Origin of the sequence: Bacillus sp. AY18-3 (genome assembly GCF_008042305.1) — a bacterium.
Lineage (GTDB): Bacteria > Bacillota > Bacilli > Bacillales > Bacillaceae_G > Bacillus_A > Bacillus_A wiedmannii.
The window spans coordinates 45,921-71,223 of record NZ_QKQR01000018.1 but is presented as its reverse complement, the minus strand read 5'-3'; the positions used below and the strand labels follow the sequence as shown (position 1 = coordinate 71,223).

Here is a 25,303-nt window from a genome sequence, read left to right as displayed (position 1 = left end):
TAAAAATTCAAATAATTATTTTCTCAAGTTTTGTAGAATTTTGAGGAACAAATATTGAAAAAACCCCTTTCCGATTGGAAAGGGGTTTCTCAATATTATAAATTTACTTCTTGCGATGCATTAGCATCTAATGCATAAGTATCTGGCTTATTCGTATATTGTACTCCACCAACAATTGTAAGCACTACTGCCAATGTTAAAATTCCAGCTACTACTTTTTTCATTTTCCATCCTCCTTATGATTTTCTAACATTTCAATAACTAATTTATAATATTGATTACTTTGTTCAAATTTTAATGATTGAGCAAAATATTCTGCAAGTTCTATATATACTTTCTTTAATTCAATTTTATTTCCTGCTGATTTATAAAAAGGTATCGCTTCTAATTCTAAAAATTCTTTGTATTCTTTCGCTTCTCCAAAATACTTATATTGAAGCATAAGGATCAAATATAATTTTGTATTAAAACGCTCTTCACGTTTAGCAGCAGTAACGCCTTTATTAATCCATTCTTTCGCTTCTTCAAACTGCTCTAATTTAATACACGATAGTGCCATTTCATATACTGTATCTATATAATTTAAATCTACTTGTTTTTGAAGTTGTAAACTCTCTAAATAGTGCTCTTTTGCTTGCTGATATTTTTTCTTTTTGTAATATATATTCCCCATATTACTTAGAGTAATAGACATAAGAACATCTTTATCTGCAAAAGCCTCCGCTTCCCTCAATATATTCTCATACATTGTTAAAGCTTCTTCATATTGCCCTTGTTCTGCATAACTCAATGCAATGAGAATTTGACAATTTATCACATTCCGAAATTTATACTCACTCCTAAATGCCTCTAATGCGATATTCGCAAAATGTAAAGTAAGATGCTGAATTTCCAAATGACTATAAGTAAGTGCAATATTATAATAAATTCCTGTCTCATGATATCCAAGTTCTTTAGCCATGATCTCTGTCTCAAGTAAATCCTCTAATCCTTTTTTCCACTTATATTGTAAACAGCATAATAATCCCTTACTATACGTATATAATAACTTCTGAAAAGGTGAAAATTTCTTATATGCCTTCTTAAGCTTCTCTAATTCTTCTGCGATTGCCGACAATTCTCTTTTCATCAGTAAATAGCGTATATTAAGTAATTTATAATAATTTATGATTTCAAAATCTTGAACACTTTGCATATCCTCTTCCAGTTCTTTACGTATGCGTTCAATCTGTGCCTTATCCAAACGGATTAGTGCATTCAACCATTCATCTAGCTTCCCCTTCACATCTTCTTCTACATCTCTCAAATCCGTCACGGCAATTTCTAACCTTGTGCAGAGCAATTGTAGAATTTCTTCTGATGCCTCGATCTTTCCATTTTCGATTTTACTTAAGTATGAGACAGAACAAATGCCCTGACATAATTCTTCTTGTGTCATTTTTTGCTGTAGCCGTTTATAAAAGACTTGTTTGCCTATTTTTTCTAATGTTTGTTGCATTGTCCTCCTCCATTCTCATTACCCCCATTACTCTAATAATACATAAAATCTTGAGAAATATAAATTGATAAATGTTAATTTTCTAAAAAATATGCATTATTTCATTTTTTTCCCTCTTGACTCTACTTTCATATCCATTCTTTGCTACGAGCGGTGAAAAATTGGTATACTATAACCAAATTATGGAGGTGTTTTCGCGATGGCTTATTATAAAGACGATAGCTATGCCTTACATACAGATTTATATCAAATTAATATGGCTTATACATATTGGAAAGATGGTATTCATAATCGCCGCTCGGTGTTTGATTTATACTTTCGAAAGCTTCCATTCGAGAACGGTTATGCTGTTTTTGCTGGCCTTGAAAAGATTGTAGAGTACATAGAAAACTTCAGCTTTACCGAAAGCGATATCGCTTATTTAGCAGAATTACAATTTGAAGAAGAATTCCTTCAGTATTTACAAAATATGAAATTCACTGGGACCGTTCGAAGTATGCAAGAAGGTGAAGTTGTATTTAATAACGAGCCTTTATTACGTGTTGATGCACCACTCGGCGAAGCACAAATTATTGAAACTGCCCTGTTAAACATTGTGAATTACCAAACATTAATTGCAACAAAAGCTGCTCGTATGAAGCACGCTGCAAATAATGATGAACTTTTAGAATTTGGTACAAGACGTGCCCACGAGTTTGATGCAGCTCTTTGGGGCACACGAGCTGCCTTTATTGGTGGTTTCTCATCTACGAGTAACGTACGAGCTGGGAAACGCTTCGGAATACCTGTAGCAGGCACACACGCTCACTCTTTCGTTCAAGCATATCGCGATGAATATGTCGCGTTTAAGAAATACGCTGAAACTCATAAAAAATGTGTCTTTCTCGTTGATACATACGACACTTTAAAATCAGGTGTTCCAAATGCAATTCGCGTCGCGAAGGAGTTTGGAGATCTTATCGATTTTTACGGCATTCGCCTTGATAGTGGTGATATGGCTTATTTATCTAAAAAGGCAAGAAAACTACTAGATGAAGCTGGGTTTACAAATACAAAAATTATTGCTTCTAGCGATTTAGATGAATACACAATTATGCATTTGAAATCTCAAGGCGCAAAAATTGATGTATGGGGCGTTGGAACAAAATTAATTACGTCCTTTGAACAACCAGCGTTAGGGGCTGTCTATAAACTAGTTGCGATTGAAGATACTGATGGAAAGTTAAATGATACAATTAAAATTTCATCTAACCCTGAAAAAATTACCACTCCAGGACTGAAACGAATTTATCGCATTATCAATCGAGTTAACGATCATGCAGAAGGCGATTATATTGCATTAGATTCTGAAGAGCCAGGAAAAGAAGAACGTTTAAAAATGTTTCATCCTGTTCACACGTATATAAGTAAATTTGTAACAAACTTTGAAGCACGCGAACTGCATAAAGACATTTTCATTAACGGCGAAAGAACATATGAACTACCAGGTATATTAGATATTCAAAAATATAATGAACAGAGTCTCGCACTATTTTGGGAAGAATATATGCGAACTTTAAATCCCGAAGAGTACCCTGTCGATTTAAGTCAAGAATGTTGGGATCATAAAATGAATTACATTCAAACCGTTCGAGAACAAGTTGAAAAAAATATACAAAAATAAAACAGAGAAGCTTTTCCTTCTCTGTTTTTTCAATACGATATGTATCTTTGTGGAAAATATATTAAAATAGTACGACAAATATTTTTTATTTGTAAATTTTAATATTACGTTATTTATTTACAAAATAATATTTGTTATTATTTTATTGAGTCAATTTCAACAAAATAACCTAAAAAAGAGGACGCAGGTTGCGTCCTCTTTTTTATAAATCTTTCACTCGTAGTACACGCATTGCATTTAACACTGCAAGTAGTGTCACACCAACATCTGAGAAGACAGCTTCCCACATTGTTGCAATACCAAAAGCACCAAGTAATAAAACTAGTCCTTTTACCCCTAATGCAAAGATGATATTCTGCCATACAATGCGTCGTGTGCGTTTTGCAATATTTAAGGCTGTTGCAATTTTTGAAGGCTCATCAGTCATAATAACAATGTCTGCCGCCTCAATCGCTGCATCTGATCCTAAACCACCCATCGCAATACCAACATCTGCTCTTGCTAATACCGGTGTGTCATTAATACCATCACCAACAAAAGCAACTTTTTCTTTTCCGTTCTTCGCCGCATCAATTTTTTCAATCTCTTCGACTTTTTGTTGCGGTAATAGTTCTGCGTGAACTTCATCTAAACCTAATTCTTTACCAACAGCTTCACCAACGGATTTTGCATCACCCGTTAACATGACTGTCTTCTTAATACCTAGTTCTTTTAATTTTTGAATTGCTTGTTTTGAATCTTCTTTTACCTCATCAGAGATAACGATATAACCTGCATATTCCCCATCTACAGCAACGTGAACTAATGTACCTACCGTTTCTGGTTGCTTAAATGTAATGTTTTCTTTTTTCATTAATTTAGCATTACCTGCAAAAATTTCTTTTCCTTGTACTTTTACGACTGTACCGTGACCAGAAATTTCGCTATACTCATCGATTATTTTTTCATCAATTGATTTTCCGTATGCTTTTCGAATAGATTGTGCAATTGGATGATTAGAATACACTTCAGCAAATGTTGCATACTCTAATAATTCTTCATTTGTAATACCTTCGCTTGGTTCCATTTTTGTAACTTTGAAGACACCTTTTGTTAATGTTCCTGTTTTATCAAAAACAATATATTTCACATCATTTAAAGCTTCTAAATAGTTACTTCCTTTTATTAACACACCACTTTTAGATGCACCACCAATTCCTCCAAAGAATCCAAGAGGAATAGATACAACTAACGCACATGGACAAGAGATTACTAAGAACACTAAAGCTCTATAAATCCATTCTGAGAATGTAGCTCCTTCTAAAATAAGTGGTGGAATAAACGCCATGATCGCTGCTGTAATAACTACAACCGGAGTGTAGTAACGCGCGAACTTCGTAATAAAGTTTTCTGTTGGCGCTTTTTTACTGCTTGCATTTTGAACTAAATCTAAAATTTTTGATACAGTTGATTCACCAAATTCTTTTGTAACTTCAATTGTTAATACGCCATTTTGGTTCACAAAACCACTTAATACATCATTTCCAACTTCGACTTCACGTGGTACAGATTCACCAGTCAATGCTGAAGTATCTACCATTGATGTTCCCTCAACTACTTTTCCGTCTAATGGTACTTTCTCACCAGGCTTCACGATAATATAATCGCCGATTTGTACATCTTCTGGTGATACTTGTTTCGTTTCATTTCCAACCTTCACATTCGCATAATCAGGACGGATATCCATTAATGAAGTAATTGACTTTCGGGAGCGATTGACCGCAATACTTTGGAATAGTTCCCCTACTTGATAGAATAGCATTACCGCAACAGCTTCTGAATATTGTTGAATCGCAAAAGCTCCTAGTGTTGCAATTGCCATTAAGAAGTTCTCATCGAACACTTGGCCGCGAGTTATGTTTCTTACCGCTCTCCAAACGATATCTCCGCCTATTAATAAATACGCAAGGACGAATAACGGAATTGTTATCATTTGTGGTAAGCCAGCTAATGCAGCAATTGCTGTCAAAATTCCGCCGACCACTAATCGTCCTACCATCTTTTTCACATTTGCTTCACCATGGTCGTGACTATGTCCGTGGTCATGACCACCTTTTTCTTCACGAACAACTTTTACATCTGGTTCTAACTTTTGAACGACATTTGTTATATTTGCTATAGTCGCTTCTAATTCTCTTTTATTCGCTACTTCGACTCTTAATTTCTTTGATACGAAATCAACAGTTGCTGCTGAAACAGTGGGCATTTCTTTCACTTTATTTTCAATCTTCATCGCACAGTTTGCGCAATCTAAACCTTCTAATATAAATACTTCTTTCGCTAATTTTGTGTTGTTTTCTTCTTGTACTTTAATGTGCGGTTCTAATTTTGTAACGAGTTGTTTTGCTTCTGTAACAACTTCGCTTTCTGTATTTTGTGCTGTTTCTAAAACCATTGTTTTTGTCGCGAAATTTACAGAACAAGAATTTACTCCTTCTATATTCCCAACGCCTTTTTCAATTTTCATTGCACAGTTCGCACAATCTAAACCTTCTAACACCAGTTTCTTTTTCACTAATGCTTCAGCCATCGTTCTCCCTCCTCGCGTTCTTTTTATTCTTCCTCGTTTACGTGTTCAAACGCTTGCTCGAAGATATGAATTACGTGCTGGTCAGCTAACGAATAATAAACGACCTTTCCTTCTTTACGATTCTTTACAAGTTTCGCTTGCTTTAACACACGAAGCTGATGTGAAATAGATGATTGTGTCATTCCTAATAAATACGCTAAATCACACACACACATTTCTGCTTCAAATAACGCATGTAATATTCTCGTACGTGTACGATCACCTAATACTTTAAATAGTTCTGCTACTTTACTTAAACTTTCATCAGTTGGAATTGTTTGTTTTACTTGATCAACAACTTCTTCATGAATTATCGTTTGAGAACATGTCTCTTGTGGTGTTTCTACTTTATTTCCAGCCATTATAGCTCACCTCTTCATTTGAACATATGAACAATCATTCATATATCTTATACTCTTATTATATGAGCGTCCATTCATATGTGTCAATGAAATCTCATACATTTTTCCGAACATTTTGTTCATATTTTAATAAGGCTTACACATATTTTCCACATCCATTACATTCTCATACAAAAAAGGATGTAAATTTTGCACAAAAGAAAAAAGCCTTGCGCGCTCCCTAGACGCACAAGGCTTACTATACTTATATCCCTTTTAATTAGCTTGTTCTAAATTATCCTGCGAACTTCCATCGTCTTTTAAATGACTATGTTTTTTCGAATAAACAAAGTATACAACTACTCCGATTGCTAACCAAACACCGAAGTATATCCATGTTTTTAATGGTAAATTTACCATTAAGAATAGACAACATGCAACTGAAATAATCGGTAAGATCGGTACAAGTGGTACCATAAATCCACGTTGTAATTTCGGATGCGTTTTACGAAGAATGATAACAGTTACACCAACCATGGCGAATGTTAATAACGCTCCAATATTCGCTAAATTCGACAATTCTTTTAAATCGATAAATCCAGCAATTAAAGCACTACCAATTCCTGTTAACCAAACTGAAAATGTTGGAGCTTCAGTCTTCTTGTTAATTTTCGCGAAAGATTTTGGCAATAAACCGTCACGGCTCATTGCGAAGAATACACGAGTTGTTGCATAAATGTAAGCGAAAATTACAGCCATAATTCCGATTACAGCTCCAATAGCAATTACACCAGCCACTTTATCTTGTCCTACAACTTCTAACACATATGCCATAGCTTCAGGTACATCTAATTCCTTATAAGAAACCATACCTGTCATAACGAGACAAACTACAACATAAATGATTGTACAAATAACTAACGAAGCAATAATACCAATCGGTAGATCACGTTGCGGATTTTTTACTTCTTCAGCAGAAGTTGCTAATGCATCAAATCCTAAGAAAGCAAAGAATACTGCTGCTCCTCCGGCGAAAACTCCACTTATGCCGTACGGTGCAAATGGTATCCAGTTTTCTGGTTTCACGTAGAATACACCAACTGCAATGAATAAAACAACAATACCAATTTTAATTAATACCATTATGTTATTCACACGCTTACTTTCTTTCGTACCTCGTGATAATAACCAAGTTATCACCAACGTAACGATAATTGCGGGTAAGTTCACCATACCACCTTGCGATGGAATCGTTAACAAGGCTTTAGGAATTTCAAGTCCTAATCCACTAACTAAGTTATTGAAATAACCCGTCCATCCGCCAGCTACTGCGGCAGTTGTTACGACATATACGGATAACAATGTCCATCCCATTAAATGGGCAACAAACTCACCAATTGTTGCATATGAATATGTGTACACACTACCTGAAACAGGAAGTGTAGATGCAACTTCTGCATAACATAATGCTGCAAATCCACAAACAATTGCTGCTATCATGAATGAAAAAATAACTGCTGGACCAGCATCTCTTGCTGCTACTAATCCTGTTAATACTAGAACTCCTGTACCGATTATCGCACCAATCCCTAGCATTGTTAGGTCGAATGCCCCTAGCGTTTTCGTTAAAGTTTTACTTTTACTTTCCCCTAACAATTGCGTAACGGATTTCTTTTTAAATAGGTTGGCCACGATGTATGCCCCCTTTTGCCAAGAAGAGCTAAGAGATCTTCACTCTTAGCTCTTATCATGTTGGTTTATATATTGTTCGATTTTGTTTTGTATAATGCTTCTATTAGCAAGATACTGTTTCTGCTTCTAATAATTCTTTAGCACCTTTGTACTCTACACCGTGAGCTTCTGCAACTGCTTCGAATGTTACATAGCCGTCTAATGTGTTAATACCTTTTAGTAATGCAGCGTTGCCTAGGCAAGCTTCTTTATAGCCTTTGTTAGCAATTTGTACTGCATATGGTACTGTTACGTTTGTTAATGCAAGAGTTGATGTACGTGGAACCGCACCTGGCATGTTTGCAACTGCATAATGAACAACGCCGTGTTTTTCGTAAGTTGGGTTATCATGAGTTGTAATACGGTCAGTTGTTTCGAAAATACCACCTTGGTCAATCGCGATATCTACAACAACAGAACCTGGTTCCATTGATTGAATCATTTCTTCTGTTACAAGTTTTGGCGCTTTTGCACCTGGGATTAATACTGCACCGATTACAAGATCAGACTCTTTTACAGCTTCTGCAATATTGTAAGGATTAGACATTAAAGTTTTTACTTGGTTTCCGAAAATGTCATCTAATTGACGAAGACGTTCTGCACTTAAGTCGATGATTGTTACATCCGCACCTAGTCCAACTGCAATTTTAGCAGCATTTGTACCAGCTTGTCCACCACCGATGATTGTTACTTTACCACGTTTAACCCCTGGAACACCTGCAAGTAAGATACCTTTACCGCCTTTGTTTTTCTCAAGGAATTGTGCACCAATTTGTGCAGCCATACGACCAGCTACTTCACTCATAGGTGCAAGTAATGGTAGAGAACGGTTTTCTAATTGTACTGTTTCGTATGCAATCGCAACAACTTTCTTCTCAATTAACGCTTTTGTTAATTCTGGTTCTGGAGCTAAGTGTAAGTATGTGAATAAGATTAAACCTTCGCTGAAGTGTTTATATTCGCTTTCAACTGGTTCCTTAACTTTCATAACCATTTCCATGTTCCAAGCTTCTTCAGCCGTATCAACAATTTTTGCTCCCGCTTCAACATACTGAGCATCTGTGAAACCAGATCCTAGACCTGCACCCTTTTGAATGAATACTTCGTGATTGTTACGAATTAAATGTACAACACCTGCTGGTGTCATTGCCACACGGTTTTCGTTGTTTTTAATTTCTGCTGGTACCCCAATACGCATAATGAAATGCCCCCTTATAATTAACAGAAAAAAGAAAGTCTTTTTTCTTTTTGTAATAATTAATAACTTATGTCCTTATTCTAGCATAACTTAAAAGTTATGAAAACGCTAACATATCATTTTTTAAAAGTTTATATTTTTAGAATAGTGTAAATATATAAAACATTGATTCTATTAGCATCTTCATGCCATTTCATTATCTATCACTCTATTTTTATTATACGCCCTAAAAATAAGAAGTAATCATTTATTATTCGACAATAATGTAACAATGTAAGAAACCCGAGTGATTCCGTATACATATACAGTTAATAATTTGTACAATACTTTAGAGATATATTCTTTTCCTAAAAAAACAGCTGCAGGCATTTAGCCAGCAGCTGGGTAACTTATAAATAACTTGGAAAATAAATCATCTGTTGTTTCGCTAATTTTATCAAACAGATCACTTTCTTCCGCTTCTTGCTCTTTTAACATCTTAATTGTTTCGCGTGCATCTTCAGGATAATCGGTGATGATACCATCTACGTTTAATTTATAATATCCCTTTAAACTTTCCATATCATTTACCGTCCATACGTAAATCGGCTTGTTTAACTTTCTTGCTTCTTTTACTAATTTCTTATTTAACATGTATTCTTCTGCTACATAAAAATCAGCCTTCACATTCTTTAAGTTGGCTCTACTTGCATACAGTATATATCCTACTTTTATATTTGGATTTGCACGTTTAAACTCTTTAATAAGCGGATAGTGTAGCGTTTGAATGACACATTGTTTCTCAAATTCATTATCTTTAATCACTTTTAATACTTTGTTTACGAAATCTTTTTCGCCACCATGAAGCTTCACTTCAATATTAAGTTTGATTTTGTTCTTTGACAGCTTAATGATCTCATCAAGTGTACTGATTTGTCCTGACAATCCGTCTTGACTAAGAGTAAGCTGCCTTAACTCATCCATCGTTAAATCTGACACATGAACATTAGCATTAGCAAGACGCTTTAGCTTCAAATCATGTATAACTGCTAGTTCACCGTCTTTCGTTTGCAGTACATCAATTTCAGCGTAGTCTGCTTTCGCATCAATAGCCCCCTGCACAGCTTCTTTCGTATTCTCTACACCTTTTGAAATATAACCACGATGCGCCATAATAATTGGTTCTTTATATGTGTTTGTAATAAAGGTCACAATGAAAGCAACAACCATTCCAGCAGTAATAATTCCTACAATATATACGCCAATAAATTTCCAACGATGTTTTTGGAAGAAACATTTATCTGCTTTCGTTTTCGAATAATCTAATCCTTCTTCTAATAAAACATCTTCGACCGCAACCTTTTGTAAATACAATCTTGTTAACGCCATAATATAAAACGGCGTCATAATAAAGCTAAATAGGTACAATGTACTTGTTAAGAAGACTGAAATAGTTGACTCTGCTAGTAGTGCAAATGTCCCTTCTGGGTTCGTAAATTCATACACTCCCCACAGACAAAGTAAATAAATTCCTACACATAAAAGAAAGACGATTCCTACAGATATGAAAAAACCTACTAAAAAGAACAATACTTTAAAGAAGCTTTCTTTTACTAAGTTCGCACTTTTTCGTGCTGCCGTACGGAACGGCTTCTTCTCTAAAACGATAATAGGTAAAACAAAAATCCAACGAAGATTTAAATAGGCAACTACAGCAAAGAAAGTATAATATCCAACTTGCCCCATTGTTGTCTTAAATAGTTCACCTGTAATAAAATTAGGAATTTGAATTTCAGGAATCAATGCAGATTTATATCCCATACTTAATAGTGGTAATAGTACAACTGCATACAAAACAAATCCGGGTAAGCAATATGTAAACAGGGAAGGTAAATACGTTACTGTTTTATACAAAATTGGACGTAGTCTCACCTTTTGCCTTTTATGAGCGAAGTACGAAATGATAATAAGTACTGCAAACTCTGTAAATATAAGAAACAATGCCAATATAGATAAAATTAAAATCGCCAAAATCCCGTATGGTGTTTTCAAAAATGCTAATAACTCATCATTTGTTGCGTTTGCATACCCACCAAAGTACAACAACTTATTGAAAATAATACCGAAAAGTGGGATAAACACAATCGCTGCTAACAATTTATAAGCAAGTTGGAATGTTAACACATTCCAAAAAGCAAATCTAACAGTTTGAAAGGAATGTCTCATTACTCCTGGTATAGATAGTCTTTTACGGTGTTGCATATATTCCTCCATATTCTAAAACGATATTTGAGATGGATTCCATATTTCCATTTCTAATCCATCTTTTTAATAATAATATATTCCGCTTAACATGAACACTCTTATACATACAATGAAAAAAGTGATGGCTACGTCCCATCACTTTTTCATTTACCCTATTTTTTCTCTAATCCTTGCCCAAATGCTTTCAAGAAGCTAAAACCGAATGTAATGGCTCTATTGATATCTGGATCTTTTAACACTTTAAAGAAATCCATCACTTTTGTTTTTTTACCACTATTTAATTCATCTGTTGCAAATTGCAATCCAGTAACTAAACTCGATGTGATTTGCTTCGTTACTTCTGGGTCAACTGCAGATAGCGCTTCCCCCGCCCCCATCATATTGTTGAGTGCATTTTTAACGGGTTCACGATTTAATTGCTCCACAGCGATTTTTGAAACATCTTCCTTCGCAGCAAGTAAACTAATCGCTGCATCTAATATCCCAGCCTTCTGCAACTGTGCTAAAAGCTGCATCGTTTCTTCTACTGCTTCACGATTATTAGATAGCTCATGTAGAAGTTCATCTGCTAATTGCTGTTTCTGTTCTTCCTCTGTTACAACTTTCTTTTTAATTAACGTAATTTCTTTCGCCACTATCTCCGCCCCCTAGTCCACAAGTGATACGTATTGTTTTCTTTGCCACTTTTGCTCGATTTCAACACCATTTTGCGGATTACGCTTTTTATCTCGCGGGTTTGAAGATGGTAACGGACGATTTCCTTTTTCACGTAACACACGCATTTTCACCATCGTTTGTTTATATGCTGGTGTACACGTATAAAGGTCTGTTGCCGTCCCAGTTAAAATATTGATTGCCTCTTCATTTACTGTTGCATGCATTGGTAAATATAGCTCTTTCCCCGTTACACGATCAGTAATAAGCGCTTGTACTTTAATTTTCCCAAATGGTGATGCTAATTCTACAAGACCACCATCTTTTACATTGCGCTCTATAGCGAGTTCAGGTGAAATTTCAACGAATACTTCAGATACTTTAGATAAAATACCAGCCGACTTATTCGTCATATTCCCTTCATGGAAATGTTCTAGCATACGACCATTATTTAAAAGTAAATCATACTCATCTGGCGCTACAACCGGTGGTACCCATTCATCTAATGATAAACGAGCAAGTTTATCTGGGAAGTTAAATCCATCTACATATAATAGCGGTGTATCGCTACCATCATGACTACCCCAACATAAACTATTCCATCCTTCTAGACGGTCATACGTCGCTTGAGAGTATAACGGTGCAAGTGATGCGATTTCGTCCATAATTTCACTTGGACTTTCGTAATTCCAATCCCCGCCCAGTGCACGAGCAACTTTTTGCAAAATCCACCAGTCTGGTTTGGAATCACCAAGCGGTTTCAATACTTCATATAATCTTTGAATACGGCGCTCTGTATTCGTAAACGTTCCTTCTTTTTCTAAGCTTGGTGCTGCCGGTAAAATAACATCAGCAAAACGAGCTGTTTTTGATAAGAACATATCTTGAACAACGAGGAAGTCTAAATTTGATAAAATATGTTGCACATGGTTCGCATTTGAATCGACTAAAGCCATTTCTTCACCCATGACATACATACCGCGTAGTTTTCCTTCTTCCGCTGCAAGTAACATTGCAATATTATTTAATCCTGGTGCTTTCGGAATAGTTGTACCGTATGCTTTTTCAAATTTCGCACGAAGCGTATCATCTGATACTGCTTGATAACCAGGAAGCCAGTTTGGTAATGTTGCCATATCACAAGCACCTTGTACGTTATTATGCCCTCTTAATGGGTATGCACCTGCACCAGGACGACGATAGTTACCCGTAACAAGTAGTAAATTTGAAATTGCTGCTGATGTCGTACTTCCTCCTGTATTTTGAGTTACACCCATTCCCCAAAGTATACAAGTACCATCTGCTTCATATACCATACGGGCCATTTCTTTTAACTGAGCTTTAGAAATCCCCGTAATTTCTTCTGTGTAATCAAGCGTATACTTTTCTAACATTTTGCTATATTCATCAAAGTTCTTCACATTTTCAGCTAAAAACTTTTTATCGTGCCAATCTTGATCAATAATATATTTCGTAATACCTGCAAGCCATACGTAATCCGTTCCTTGGCGCGGATGAATAAATAGATCCGCACGCTCTGCCATTTCATGTTTACGAAGGTCTGCTACAATCAGTTTTTGCTCGTGTAATTTATGAGCACGTTTTACTCTCGTAGCAAGTACAGGATGTCCTTCTGTTGGATTCGCACCAACGATAATAACAAGGCCTGCTTCAGCTATATCTTTCACTGTTCCAGCATCCCCGCCCATACCGACAGTTTTAAATAAACCGTCTGTCGCTGGAGATTGACAATAACGAGAACAGTTGTCCACATTATTCGTTCCATATATTTGTCGGGCTAGTTTTTGCATAAGGTAATTTTCTTCATTCGTTACTTTCGATGAAGAAATGAATCCAAATGCGTCGCTGCCATATTGAGATTTAATATGCTGCATATTAGAAGCAACAACTTCTAATGCTTCTTCCCATGAAGCTTCAACAAACATATCTCCTTGGCGAATTAATGGCTTCGTAATTCGATCTTCACTATTTACAAAGTCCCATCCAAATTTACCTTTTACACATGTGGAAATACCATTAACAGGTGCATCTGAAACAGGTTGCACTTTTAATATATGGCGATCTTTTGTCCATACTTCAAAGGAACAACCGACACCACAAAATGTACAAACTGTTTTTGTTTTATTAACTTTCGTCTTACGCATCGCAGCCTCTACTTCTGAAACCGCTAAAATACTACTATATCCAGGCTCTACATCCTTTACAAAATCAATCATTGGATCTAACACATCTGGTTTTAATCCAGTCATGAACCCAGCTTCACCTAGCATTGTTTTTTCCATTAACGCATTACATGGACATACTGTTACACACTGCCCACAACTTACACAAGATGAGTCATTTATGCTTACACCATGATCCCATATAACACGTGGACGATCTAAGTTCCAGTCTATCGATATAGTTTCATTAACCTGTAAGTTTTGACATACTTCTACACACTGTCCACAAGCAATACATTGATTTGGATCATACCGATAAAACGGATGTGACATATCCACTTCACAAGCACTTACTTTCGGCTCATACGGATATTTCTGTTCTTCAATTCCCATCATATGTACCGTGTTATGGACTTTACAGTTACCATTATTGTTATCACAAACGGTACAATACAATAAATGATTCTCTAATATTCGATCCATTGCCTCAGTCTGTGCCTCTTTTGCACGCTGGGACTGTCTTTCAATATGCATACCGTTCTCTAATTTTGTTGAACAAGCACGTAATAACTTCCCATTTACTTCTACAATACACGTATCACAAGTTTGAATTGGATCTACTTCTGGTACATGACAAATTTGAGGATGTTCCAAATTACTCTCGTTAAATAATTGTAGTATCGTCTTTTCACCCGATGTGGAAAAGTCTTTACCATCCACGGTTACATGGACTGTCTGTTCTGCCATAGTTTCCCCTCTCCTTACAACCAACTGTACAACACAATTATGAATCCGTTTTCAAAATCGCATTACTGTACATATTTTTGAACGCTCTGTCCGAATACTTTTCTTATGAAGTCGATTCTAGATGTTATAAGGTATAACTACGAAAGCTTGAAAATATCACTATTCTACAGTTCTATTATATCGTACATATACAATAATAACCAAAATAATCTGTGATTTCCTTGCTAATAGGTGTTTTTATTTCCCCATTGTTTTATGATAAATATGGGAGAGAAATACATATAAAAGGGGAATTAAATATGGGGCCTACGCAAGAGACTTATACAATTGTACGCTATCAATCTGGTACATTTTCAAAACAACTGGATGAGATTGTTACAGAATCTCCTATTACTATTAAATTAAATGGTGAAGAATATGTAACAGTTGTATGCACACCAAATTATATTGAAGATATGGTAATTGGTTTTTTAATTTCTGAAGGAATTATTGCTTCCTATAAAGATGTTGAAGAACTATGGGTGCAAAAAGATAACGGAATTGTCCATGTAACATCATCAAAAGTAAATCCACTCTATCAAACTTTATATAATAAACGATACATCACTTCTTGCTGCGGAAAAGGTAGACAAGGTTTTATTTTCGTTAACGATGCAGCAAAAGCAAAAGATTTACATGATATACATGTAAAAATTACTCCTGAAGAATGCTTTCACTTAATGAATACTTTACAACAATCTTCCACTACCTTTCGCCAAACCGGTGGGGTTCACAATACCGCGCTATGTGATCGAAACAATATCCTCCTATCAAGAATGGATATTGGAAGACATAATGCATTAGATAAAATATATGGTCATTGTTTACGCAACGATATATCCGTTAAAGGAAAAATCATCGCATTTAGCGGGCGTATTTCATCCGAAATTTTACTCAAAGTTTCAAAAATCGGATGTGAAATGGTTCTATCTAAATCCGCTCCAACAAAATTAGCATTACAACTTGCTCACGATTTAGGCATTACAGTCGTAGGATTTATTAGAAATGAATCTTGCAATATTTACACACATCCACATCGAATTGATGGTTATCAATCGAATAACTAAAATAACTCCTCGGTTGAGGAGTTATTTTAGTTATAAAAATGTAATATATTAAAGACTTGAATAGTTAATGAAGTTAATATATAATTTCATTACATATTAAAAACAAAACATTGTAGCATATATCTTTTCATTCTTTTACAAATTAAAAGAGACTGTTAACAAAACGCATACACAATCTTATTGAAGTAATGGATTTATTTCGACCAAGGAGGTTATAACTATGGAAATTCGCTTATTAACGACAGAGGACGCAGAAATATATTTAAAAGTTTGTATGGAAGGTTTAACGAAGAACCCGGAAGCTTTTAGCTCTTCTTATGAAGATGTTCTTAAACATGAGGATCCTGTAGCTGCTATGGCAAAACGATTAAGCAATCCGGATAAGTATACTCTAGGGGTCTTCAAAGATAACGATTTAATCGGCATTTCTACTTTAGAAACAAAGCCTTTCATTAAACAAGAACATAAAGCAAAAATCGGTTCCGTTTTTGTTTCCCCAAAAGCGCGTGGCCTTGGAGCAGGAAGAGCTCTAATTAAAGCAATTATCGAAAATGCCGATAAATTACATGTAGAACAACTTATGCTCGATGTTGTAGTTGGTAACGATGCCGCAAAAAAATTATATGAGTCATTAGGCTTCCAAACTTACGGCGTACAAGAGCGTTCATTAAAACATAACGGGCAATATTGGGACGAGGAACATATGGTTCTGTTCTTAAATGATTAATACTTCAATATAGTTTTTTAAAAGCATCTTCTTATTAAGGAAGGTGCTTTTTTCATTACAACAATGTAATCTTCATGTCACCTTTATCGATCGTACCAAACCTTTCCATTCATTATACTAAAAGTATAAAGTGAAACTTTACTCAGTGGAAAGCTTTACCTCCACTGATTATTAGCCCTCACCAATCGGGCTTTTATGGGCAGTTGATCTTCCATCTAACTTCTTCGCATCCACTAAATCTTTAGATGGAATTCTTACTGCCCATTAATGCGGGGTAAAGTGACACTTTCATTAGTGAGGTACCAATCATGAAATGAACGTATAGCATTCAATTGATATATAAAGGAGAATGTGACATGAAACAAAACAAACGAGCTATGCTTTTAATATTTACTACAGCAATTGTAACTTCTGGGTTAGCAATTTTACCTTGGTTTATTATATAAAACTATTCCCCTAATAACGAAAAAAAGCTTATTGCTTCTTAAGAAGCAATAAGCTTTTTCTATATTATAAAATCCCCAAAATTTTATTTACACAACTTATAATAATAACCATAGATACGGTAATGCACATGACAACCGTATTACGATCTTGCTTTTCTTTTTTTGAAATTTCTTCTTTTGGATTCATGTGTATGATCTCCTTTTAAAAAAAGTGTGAGATAGGAAATTTTTCTTATCCGATGCGAGGTGAATACGAAAACCCTCTCTATCTCACATACACAATAGAATGGAATTGTCATTTTATAAATAAAATGACATGACGTTATGTCGCAACATAGGGTATTTTGTGTCGCTACGTTTTCTATTATAAAAAATAGTTGTGCAAAACTAGTGCATTTTTTATGTCAATTACTCTGAGCGAGAAATCACTCTTCCACTCAATCACATAAAAAGAGTTTTTTATCATTTTCATGTAAACTATACAAGTAGAATGAACAGTTTGGGGTGCACAAGATTATGGTAAAAATTTTATTAGTAGACGATGAAGAACGTATGTTACGATTATTAGATCTGTTCTTAAGTCCTCGTGGCTATTTTTGTATGAAAGCTACCTCTGGCCTTGAAGCACTAAAGTTAATAGAACAAAAAGACTTCGATATTATTTTGTTAGATGTAATGATGCCGAATATGGATGGATGGGATACTTGCTATCAAATCCGTCAAATTTCCAACGTTCCAATCATTATGCTAACAGCTCGTAATCAAAGTTACGATATGGTGAAAGGCCTTACTATCGGCGCGGATGACTATATTACAAAACCATTTGATGAGCATGTATTAGTTGCACGAATTGAGGCTATATTACGCCGTACAAAGAAAGATGGATTTGTTAGCTTCAATGGTATTGAGTGGGATAAAACAAAACATACTGTCACAGTGTATGATGAAAAAATCTCACTGACTCCTATCGAATTTTCGTTACTTGGACTATTTTTACAAAATACAAACCGTGCTTATAGCCGAGATGATTTAATCGAAAAAATTTGGGGTTATGAAACAGACATTGAATATAGAACAATCGATTCACATATTCGCAATATCCGCGATAAATTACGCAAAAAAGGATTTCCAGTTGAAAATTACTTAGAAACTGTCTATAAAGTCGGATATAAATGGAAAAGTGAATAATTACTTCGGTCAGTGGACAATAGTATACCACTGACCCTTTATATGAAATAAGGTATGGTGAGAAAATGAGTAAACTTTCACTTAAAATTGGGACATACTTTTTAATACTAGCTTTATGTATTGAAACAATTGCTTTCGTATCTTTTTACAAAAGCATTTCAAACATGCGCATTGAGGAGGAAACACTTGCTCTTTTAGAAAAGGGTAATCGCTATAGTAACAAAATTACAAACCGCACAAAGTGGAGTGCCATTGCTAAAGAAAAGAAATACCTCGAACGCGCTGAATACAATAAAAAGCCTAACCGTCCTATGTATCCAGAGTTCGATATCGCGAATGAAGCTGAACACTTAGTAGAATCAGAATTAATTGCTAACTCTGATATAGCCATCATAATAACAGACAATAATGGCAAAGTCATTTCCACTTCAGAACCCGTAACAAAGGCAATGCAGAAACAACTTACTTGTAAAACAGAACCTATTCCAAAAGGCGGATTAATCGTCGAAAAGAACTGGAAAAAATCAAAATTCATCACTACGGTAAGCCCGCTGGAACTTCAAGGATTTCAAGGTAAGTTGTATATGTTATTAAAAACATCTTTCTTAGAAAATATGTTACTTAAACTCATGAACCAATTTCTTATCATTAGTGTTTTAACAATTATTTTAACGACTATTTCTGTCTTTGTTTTTTCTCGTGTTATTACAGAACCGCTTATAAAAATGAAGAAGGCAACAGAAAAAATGTCAAAGTTAAATAAGCCAATTCAATTAGGTATTAAACGGAATGATGAACTTGGAAGTTTAGCAAAAACGATTGAAGATTTATCTAGTGAACTGACTTATATGAAAAAAGAACGCAATGAATTTCTCGCTAGTGTTGCCCATGAACTATTAACTCCATTAACCTATATGAAAGGTTATGCGAAGGTAGCAAAGAGAGACTCTTTAACGAAAGAAGAGCGTGAAGAATACTTACAAATCATTGAGGATGAAACAGATAGTGTAACCGATCTCGTCCAAGATTTATTTATGCTGGTGCAATTAGAACAACACCAGTTTGTTATAAAAAAACAAAAAGTGATTCTTCAACCATTTTTAGAACGAATGGTTGAAAAAACAAAAACAACATTAACAAATAAACAAATGCAACTCCATGTATATTGCAAAGATGATTTAGAAGTTTGCATAGACGAAAGACGTATGGAACAAGTTATGTTAAATTTATTACACAACGCTTATCAACATTCGCCAGAAAACACTACTATTACGATACGCGTACTCACAGAAACAGATTCTTTTACAATAAGTGTAGCCGATGAAGGAGAAGGTATTCCTGAAGAAGATATCCCGCATATTTTTGATCGTTTTTATCGTGTTGATAAATCGAGAACGAGAGCTACTGGAGGAAAAGGTATCGGGCTAGCTGTTGCAAAAGAAATTGTAGAATTGCATAACGGTTCCATTCTAGTAACAAGCCAATTAGGAGTAGGAACAAACTTTAGAATCGAGCTACCTTTTGAATAAGATGCGTGTGAAAACACCAGTAGTAGTAAACACTACTGGTGTTATTTTGTTCATAAAATCAGCTCATATAAGCTAACCTTTTGAAATTATTCTTATTTCAATATAAAATAAAGTAAAACTTTAACCAATCGGGCATTTACGGGCAGTTATCTCCCACCTAAAATCCGCGCATTCGCCGGATTTTAAAGTTGGATTCTTACTGCCCGCAAATAGCGGGGTAAAGGTACATTTGCAAAGATTTGGAGGGTGATATAATTGGATATCCATGTATTAACAAAAGATGAAGCAGAAATTTACTTAGAACTTCGTGTAGAAGGATTAAAGCAAAACCCTGAAGCTTTCAGCTCTTCTTATGAAGATATTATTAATAAAGAGTGTGCGATTGAATATAAAGCACAAAAATTAGCACAAGATGAAAACTATACGCTAGGTGCATTTAAAGATGGACAATTAATCGGAGTTGCAACGCTGGAAACGAAACCATATGTAAAACAAGAACATAAAGCTAAAATTGGTTCTGTATATGTGTCTCCAAAAGCACGCGGACTTGGAGCAGGAAAAGCACTTATTAAAGAATGTCTTGAACTTGCTAAATCTTTAGAAGTAGAACAAGTTATGCTTGATGTTGTTGTTGGCAACGATGGTGCGAAGAAACTTTATGAATCATTAGGTTTTAAAACATTCGGTGTACAAGAACGTTCACTGAAATATAACGGACAGTATTGGGACGAAGAGCATATGGTCTTATTCTTAGATGAAAATAAATAATAAAAAACATCCTCATGCCTGGAGGATGTTTTTTACTTTCTTGTATACCATGCCTTATGTAATAATTGAACCGCTTTCGCAATTTCGTCTTCTGATAAAATTGCAAACCCAAGTAAAACTACATTTTCAGGCGCAGTACCGTCTTTATAGTACGTAGAAACAGGATATATTTTAATACTATATTTTGCAGCTTCTTTAATTAGTTCTTCTTCTCGCATTCCATTATGCACTTTTAATAAAATGTGTAATCCAGAATCTTCTCCTATCACTTCAACACGATTAGAGAAATACTTCTCTATTTCAAAAACAAGTCGATCCCTCTTTTTTCGGTAGACGACGCGCATTTTATGAATATGTTTTCCCCAATAGCCTTCATTTAAAAACTTTCTAATCACTTCTTGGTCCATTCTTGAAACACTTTGTGTATAAAACAAATATTCCTTTTGATATTTTTCAATTACATTCTTCGGTAATACTATATAGCTCATCCGTAATGAGGGCAACAAAGCTTTTGAGAGCGTCCCCATATAAATAACTTTCCCATCTGTATCTAAACCTTGTAGTGCCGGAATTGGCTTTCCTGAATAACGAAATTCACTATCGTAATCATCTTCAATAATATACCTGTCTTCCTCTTTCTTCGCCCATTGTAAAAGCTGCGTCCTTCTCGTAATAGGCATAATCATTCCATATGGGAATTGATGAGATGGAGTTACAAATACAACATTCGCATCGCTATTTTCTAAATCTGCCATACAAATTCCGTCTCTATCTAAAGACAACATTTGAACCTTCTTCTCTCCCTGTTCAAAAACGACCATTTTCCTATGATAACCTGGATTTTCAACAGCATAATTACTTCCCTTCAACAATTGAAAAAGTAACTTCACTAATATTTGTGTTCCCGCCCCTATTACAATTTGGCTAGCTGAACAACGCACACCTCTAGATTCATACAAATAGTTGGCAATTTCCTCCCTCAGGCTCAATTCCCCTTGAGGATGTCCAAGAAAAAGCAATTCATTATTATGTGGTTGCCATACATCATTTATAAGCTTGCGGTACGTAGTGAACGGAAACGTATTCGTATCAACCCCTGTTTGGGTGAAATCAAATGTATAGTTCTCCTCCCGAAACGGTACTTCTTCTACTTTCTCTTCACTTCCTTCTACATAAATCATTTGTTCAACTTTACATACAAAATAACCTTTTCTCGATGCTGACTCAATATAACCCTCTGCAAGTAATTGCTCGTAAGCCGCTTCTACTGTATTCTTACTCACTTGTAAATAGCTTGCCAGCTTTCTTTTTGCAGGTAATTTTGTTAAAGCCGGAATCGTTCCATCTTTAATCTCTTTTTTTATATACTCATACAATTGCACGTACAATGCTCTTTTACTATTCACATTTAAATTAGGCGTTAATTCTAACATAATATCTGACCCCTTAATAAAACTAAAATCTGATACTTTTTACAGTACCAGAAGTTATATATAATTCCTTTTATCATGTCACACATAAAAAATCAAATACCGGAGAGGAGAAACATGATAATGAACAATGGTAGACGTATCGGACTCATTATGATTATTATAGGGGCTACATTATGGGGATTATCTGGTCCAATGATTCAGTGGCTATTTCAGCACACTAATGTATCCTCAATTGATTTTTTAACAATTCGCTTGTTGCTTGCAGGAATATTTATTTTGTCTTTCTTACTTATAAAGAAACAAAACATATTTCAAATTTGGAAACACCCTAGATATTCTATACAACTTATTATTTTCTCTATTCTCGGCATGCTCGGTGCGCAATACGCCTTTATTGAAACAGTTCATATTAGTAACGCCGTTACAGCGACATTATTTCAATTTCTTGGCCCTGTTCTTATTACCATTTATGTCGCATTTGGACAAAAAAAATTCCCAGCGTCTATGCAACTGCTCGCAATTATAACAGCACTAACGGGGACATACTTTATTATTACAAATGGTTCAATTGAAAATATTGTTTTATCAAAAGAAGCCATTATTTTTGGTCTATTAACTGCAATTGGATTTGCATTTTATACCCTTCATCCAGCCTCTCTTATTAAAGAATGCGGAACAACTGTAGTAATTGGCTGGGGAATGTTAATTGGCGGTATTGCCCTGCTTATTTGTAATCGCTCGTTTGAATGGAATCAGCTTTCACAAACTTTTACATCAAGAACTTTTTCTATGCTTATTCTTATCATCATAAGTGGCACTCTTTCTTTCCTCCTTTATATCGGTAGTCTGAAATATTTAGCAGCAACAGAAACGAGCATTTTATCTAGCATTGAACCACTTGTAGCTGCCATCGTTTCAATCGCTTGGCTAAATGAATCCTTTGGAGCATATCAATTATTAGGCGGCGTATGTATCGTTCTTTCTGTTATTTTCTTAACGATGCCACAAAAAGAGAATGAACCTACCTTTTCAACTGAACAAATATAGAAAATGTCAAAAGAGGTCGTACAAAACTTACGACCTCTTTTTATACTTTAAAGGAATTGTCCCGCTTTCTAGCAAATACAATTACACTAACAATAAAATTTAGGAGTGTGACACCATGAAAAAAATCGGAACTATGCTACTTTTCTCTTTTCTCATCGCTGGATGCACACAAACGCAACCTGATTCAGAAACACCTAAAAAAGAAGCCATCGCAACGTCATCCACTCAAGTTAATGCACCTTCCTTCTTTCATCTTAGCGTTTTAAAAGATGTAAATTGGGAAGAAACACCCTCCTTCATACAAGAAAAAATACCTTTAAAAGGCATCGAAGAAAAAATCGCAATGGCTGATAGTCCTATTATCGCAAATGAAAAAAATGAAATAATGTGGTACTTTTTAGATCCTGAAATGCCAACTGGAAAACTATCTATTATTGCACTAAAACAAGGATCAATAACTCCAACACCCGTACTCTTTCAACAAGAAACTTCCAAACCAACTTGGACTACTTCAAATACAATTGATTCTACTACAAACGAACTCCCTCTCACTATGTCACTACCTTCATCTGGATTATGGATATTAAATATATATGTGAATGAAAAATATTATGATCAGTTTTTAATTACCGCTGAGTAAAGTGACAAAACTAAAACACTTTCTTACAACAATGTAATTTCTACGTCATGTACTTCGGTAGTTGAAGTATCTCTCTTCTCTTATACTTAAAATAAGAAATGACACGAGGAGAGATGAGAGATGAAAAAAATGATAGAAGTAATCGTAGCAGTAACTGAGGTTTTAGTAAATGGTAAACAAGTTGCAATGGAATTAAATAAATAGTGAAGACACACAAATAAATAATTTTACACTTCTTCATTATTTTGATTTCTTATCTCAAAAAAGCAGTGCCTTTTTAGGCACTGCTTTTAGCTATTAATAACTTGGTATTTTCATAATTTGCGCCACACCTGAATCAATGGCCGCTTTCGCTACAGCTTCCGCAACACTTGGAACAACTCTTTTATCTAACGGATTCGGGATTACATAATTCGCATTACGTTCTTCGTCCGTAATGATGTTAGCGATCCCATATGCTGCCGCTAATTTCATCTCTTCTGTAATATCAGTCGCGCGCACATCTAACGCACCACGGAATATCCCTGGGAACGCCAATACATTATTTACTTGATTCGCATAATCCGAGCGCCCGGTTCCTACTACAGCTGCCCCAGCCTCTAATGCATCCTCTGGGAAGATTTCTGGAATTGGATTCGCCATAGCAAACACAATTGCTTTCTCATTCATCGTTTGTACAAGTTCTTTCGTTAATACGTTAGGAGCAGATACGCCAATAAAAATATCAGCTTGATGAATCGCTTCTTTTAACGCTCCACGCACATATTCTCGATTTGTCTTTTTGGAAACTTCAATTTGTGCTTCGTTCATCCATGATTCACCTTCACAAACAATACCTTCTAAGCTAACTAACGTAATGCGCTTTGCACCAGCTTTTAATAATAATTTTCCAATTGCAATTCCTGCCGAACCTGCACCGTTAATAACAATTTTCACATTATCCATTTGTTTGCTAACAACTTTTAATGCATTAATAACAGCTGCTAAGACGACAATAGCGGTCCCATGTTGATCATCATGGAATACAGGAATATTTGTTTCTGCTTTTAATCGCTTTTCAATTTCAAAACAACGTGGTGCCGCAATATCTTCTAAGTTAATTCCTGCAAACGTAGGCTCTAAATTTTTCACAAGAGTAACGATTTCATCCACATCAGTCGTACCTAAACATAACGGGAAAGCATCTACATTCGCAAATTTCTTAAATAAAATACTCTTCCCTTCCATAACAGGCATAGCTGCTTTCGGTCCAATATTCCCTAAACCAAGTACCGCTGTTCCATCTGAGATAACTGCCACCATATTACCGCGTGCCGTATAGTCATACACTGTTTCTTCATCCGCCGCAATTGCTTTGCAAGACTCCGCTACACCTGGTGTATATGTCAGGCTTAAATCATCCGCTGAATTTACTTCTACTTTACTTGTAATTTCAATTTTCCCTACTAATTCTTTATGCAGTAACAATGATCTTTCATTAATTTGATTATCTAACATACTTATAATCTCCCCTTAAATTGACAAGCTAGCTATATGAATATAGCTAGCTTGT

Annotated in this window: 20 protein-coding genes; 8 read left to right on the top strand and 12 right to left on the bottom strand. The window is 35.2% G+C overall.

Annotated elements, in window-relative coordinates:
• Positions 1 to 95: 95 nt before the first annotated feature.
• The gene (locus tag DM800_RS18010) at positions 96 to 224 is read right to left on the bottom strand and encodes an NprX family peptide pheromone (RefSeq protein ID WP_087983415.1); all 129 of its coding nucleotides are present in this window, start codon (positions 222 to 224) and stop codon (positions 96 to 98) included.
• A complete protein-coding gene (locus DM800_RS18005) occupies positions 221 to 1,498 on the bottom strand; it encodes a helix-turn-helix domain-containing protein (RefSeq protein ID WP_046957358.1) in 1,278 nt (425 codons plus the stop codon). The genes DM800_RS18010 and DM800_RS18005 overlap by 4 nt, the downstream gene beginning before the upstream one ends.
• Before the next feature lie 199 nt (positions 1,499 to 1,697).
• On the opposite strand from DM800_RS18005, the gene DM800_RS18000 reads away from it, so the two are divergent.
• On the top strand, positions 1,698 to 3,161 hold the full coding sequence (locus tag DM800_RS18000; RefSeq protein ID WP_147787299.1) for a nicotinate phosphoribosyltransferase: 1,464 nt from the start codon (positions 1,698 to 1,700) through the stop codon (positions 3,159 to 3,161).
• 202 nt (positions 3,162 to 3,363) lie between these two features.
• Here DM800_RS18000 and DM800_RS17995 read toward each other — a convergent pair whose 3' ends face one another.
• From DM800_RS17995 to fdhF, 7 genes are all read right to left on the bottom strand, one after another.
• Entirely contained in the window at positions 3,364 to 5,730 is a 2,367-nt protein-coding gene (locus DM800_RS17995; RefSeq protein ID WP_147787298.1) for a heavy metal translocating P-type ATPase, read from the bottom strand.
• Between the two features lie 23 nt (positions 5,731 to 5,753).
• Entirely contained in the window at positions 5,754 to 6,131 is a 378-nt protein-coding gene (locus DM800_RS17990) for an ArsR/SmtB family transcription factor (RefSeq protein WP_000918377.1), read from the bottom strand.
• Between the two features lie 255 nt (positions 6,132 to 6,386).
• Positions 6,387 to 7,802: an amino acid permease gene (locus tag DM800_RS17985; protein WP_048541647.1), complete on the bottom strand. Its 1,416-nt coding sequence runs from the start codon at positions 7,800 to 7,802 to the stop codon at positions 6,387 to 6,389.
• Between the two features lie 103 nt (positions 7,803 to 7,905).
• Positions 7,906 to 9,039: an alanine dehydrogenase gene (gene ald, locus DM800_RS17980; protein ID WP_147787297.1), complete on the bottom strand. Its 1,134-nt coding sequence runs from the start codon at positions 9,037 to 9,039 to the stop codon at positions 7,906 to 7,908.
• Positions 9,040 to 9,408: 369 nt separating this feature from the next.
• Complete coding sequence (locus tag DM800_RS17975; RefSeq protein ID WP_088061797.1) at positions 9,409 to 11,280, bottom strand: glycerophosphoryl diester phosphodiesterase membrane domain-containing protein; 1,872 nt, start codon at positions 11,278 to 11,280, stop codon at positions 9,409 to 9,411.
• A gap of 155 nt (positions 11,281 to 11,435) precedes the next feature.
• Positions 11,436 to 11,918: a helical membrane plugin domain-containing protein gene (locus DM800_RS17970; RefSeq protein ID WP_048541641.1), complete on the bottom strand. Its 483-nt coding sequence runs from the start codon at positions 11,916 to 11,918 to the stop codon at positions 11,436 to 11,438.
• A gap of 12 nt (positions 11,919 to 11,930) precedes the next feature.
• On the bottom strand, positions 11,931 to 14,867 hold the full coding sequence (gene fdhF / locus DM800_RS17965) for a formate dehydrogenase subunit alpha (protein ID WP_088608955.1): 2,937 nt from the start codon (positions 14,865 to 14,867) through the stop codon (positions 11,931 to 11,933).
• A gap of 299 nt (positions 14,868 to 15,166) precedes the next feature.
• Here fdhF and fdhD point away from each other — a divergent pair, with 299 nt between their 5' ends.
• Together fdhD and DM800_RS17955 are read left to right on the top strand one after the other, a co-directional pair.
• Entirely contained in the window at positions 15,167 to 15,973 is an 807-nt protein-coding gene (fdhD, locus tag DM800_RS17960) for a formate dehydrogenase accessory sulfurtransferase FdhD (RefSeq protein ID WP_088608954.1), read from the top strand.
• Positions 15,974 to 16,193: 220 nt separating this feature from the next.
• Positions 16,194 to 16,700 (top strand): GNAT family N-acetyltransferase, encoded by a 507-nt coding sequence (locus DM800_RS17955; RefSeq protein ID WP_000405878.1) that lies wholly within the window; start codon positions 16,194 to 16,196, stop codon positions 16,698 to 16,700.
• 510 nt (positions 16,701 to 17,210) lie between these two features.
• Here the strand turns inward: DM800_RS17955 and DM800_RS29650 are convergent.
• Positions 17,211 to 17,333 (bottom strand): hypothetical protein, encoded by a 123-nt coding sequence (locus DM800_RS29650; RefSeq protein ID WP_080492832.1) that lies wholly within the window; start codon positions 17,331 to 17,333, stop codon positions 17,211 to 17,213.
• Between the two features lie 329 nt (positions 17,334 to 17,662).
• On the opposite strand from DM800_RS29650, the gene DM800_RS17950 reads away from it, so the two are divergent.
• The 3 genes from DM800_RS17950 to DM800_RS17940 all read left to right on the top strand — a co-directional run bounded on the left by DM800_RS17950 (position 17,663) and on the right by DM800_RS17940 (position 20,631).
• A complete protein-coding gene (locus tag DM800_RS17950) occupies positions 17,663 to 18,334 on the top strand; it encodes a response regulator transcription factor (protein ID WP_088061791.1) in 672 nt (223 codons plus the stop codon).
• 65 nt (positions 18,335 to 18,399) lie between these two features.
• Positions 18,400 to 19,863, top strand: coding sequence for a HAMP domain-containing sensor histidine kinase (locus DM800_RS17945; protein WP_088061789.1), 1,464 nt, complete (start codon positions 18,400 to 18,402; stop codon positions 19,861 to 19,863).
• Between the two features lie 255 nt (positions 19,864 to 20,118).
• Positions 20,119 to 20,631, top strand: a complete 513-nt coding sequence (locus DM800_RS17940) for a GNAT family N-acetyltransferase (RefSeq protein ID WP_000351216.1) — start codon at positions 20,119 to 20,121, stop codon at positions 20,629 to 20,631.
• A 32-nt stretch (positions 20,632 to 20,663) separates the two neighbouring features.
• On the opposite strand, the gene pdxR is transcribed toward DM800_RS17940, so the two are convergent.
• The gene (pdxR, locus tag DM800_RS17935; RefSeq protein WP_147787296.1) at positions 20,664 to 22,064 is read right to left on the bottom strand and encodes a MocR-like pyridoxine biosynthesis transcription factor PdxR; all 1,401 of its coding nucleotides are present in this window, start codon (positions 22,062 to 22,064) and stop codon (positions 20,664 to 20,666) included.
• Between the two features lie 120 nt (positions 22,065 to 22,184).
• Here pdxR and DM800_RS17930 point away from each other — a divergent pair, with 120 nt between their 5' ends.
• Both DM800_RS17930 and DM800_RS17925 read left to right on the top strand, forming a co-directional pair.
• Positions 22,185 to 23,111: a DMT family transporter gene (locus tag DM800_RS17930; RefSeq protein WP_088121249.1), complete on the top strand. Its 927-nt coding sequence runs from the start codon at positions 22,185 to 22,187 to the stop codon at positions 23,109 to 23,111.
• 115 nt (positions 23,112 to 23,226) lie between these two features.
• Positions 23,227 to 23,751, top strand: a complete 525-nt coding sequence (locus DM800_RS17925) for a DUF4871 domain-containing protein (RefSeq protein WP_147787295.1) — start codon at positions 23,227 to 23,229, stop codon at positions 23,749 to 23,751.
• A 297-nt stretch (positions 23,752 to 24,048) separates the two neighbouring features.
• Here DM800_RS17925 and DM800_RS17920 read toward each other — a convergent pair whose 3' ends face one another.
• Positions 24,049 to 25,248 (bottom strand): NAD(P)-dependent malic enzyme, encoded by a 1,200-nt coding sequence (locus tag DM800_RS17920; protein WP_075310641.1) that lies wholly within the window; start codon positions 25,246 to 25,248, stop codon positions 24,049 to 24,051.
• Positions 25,249 to 25,303: the final 55 nt, after the last annotated feature.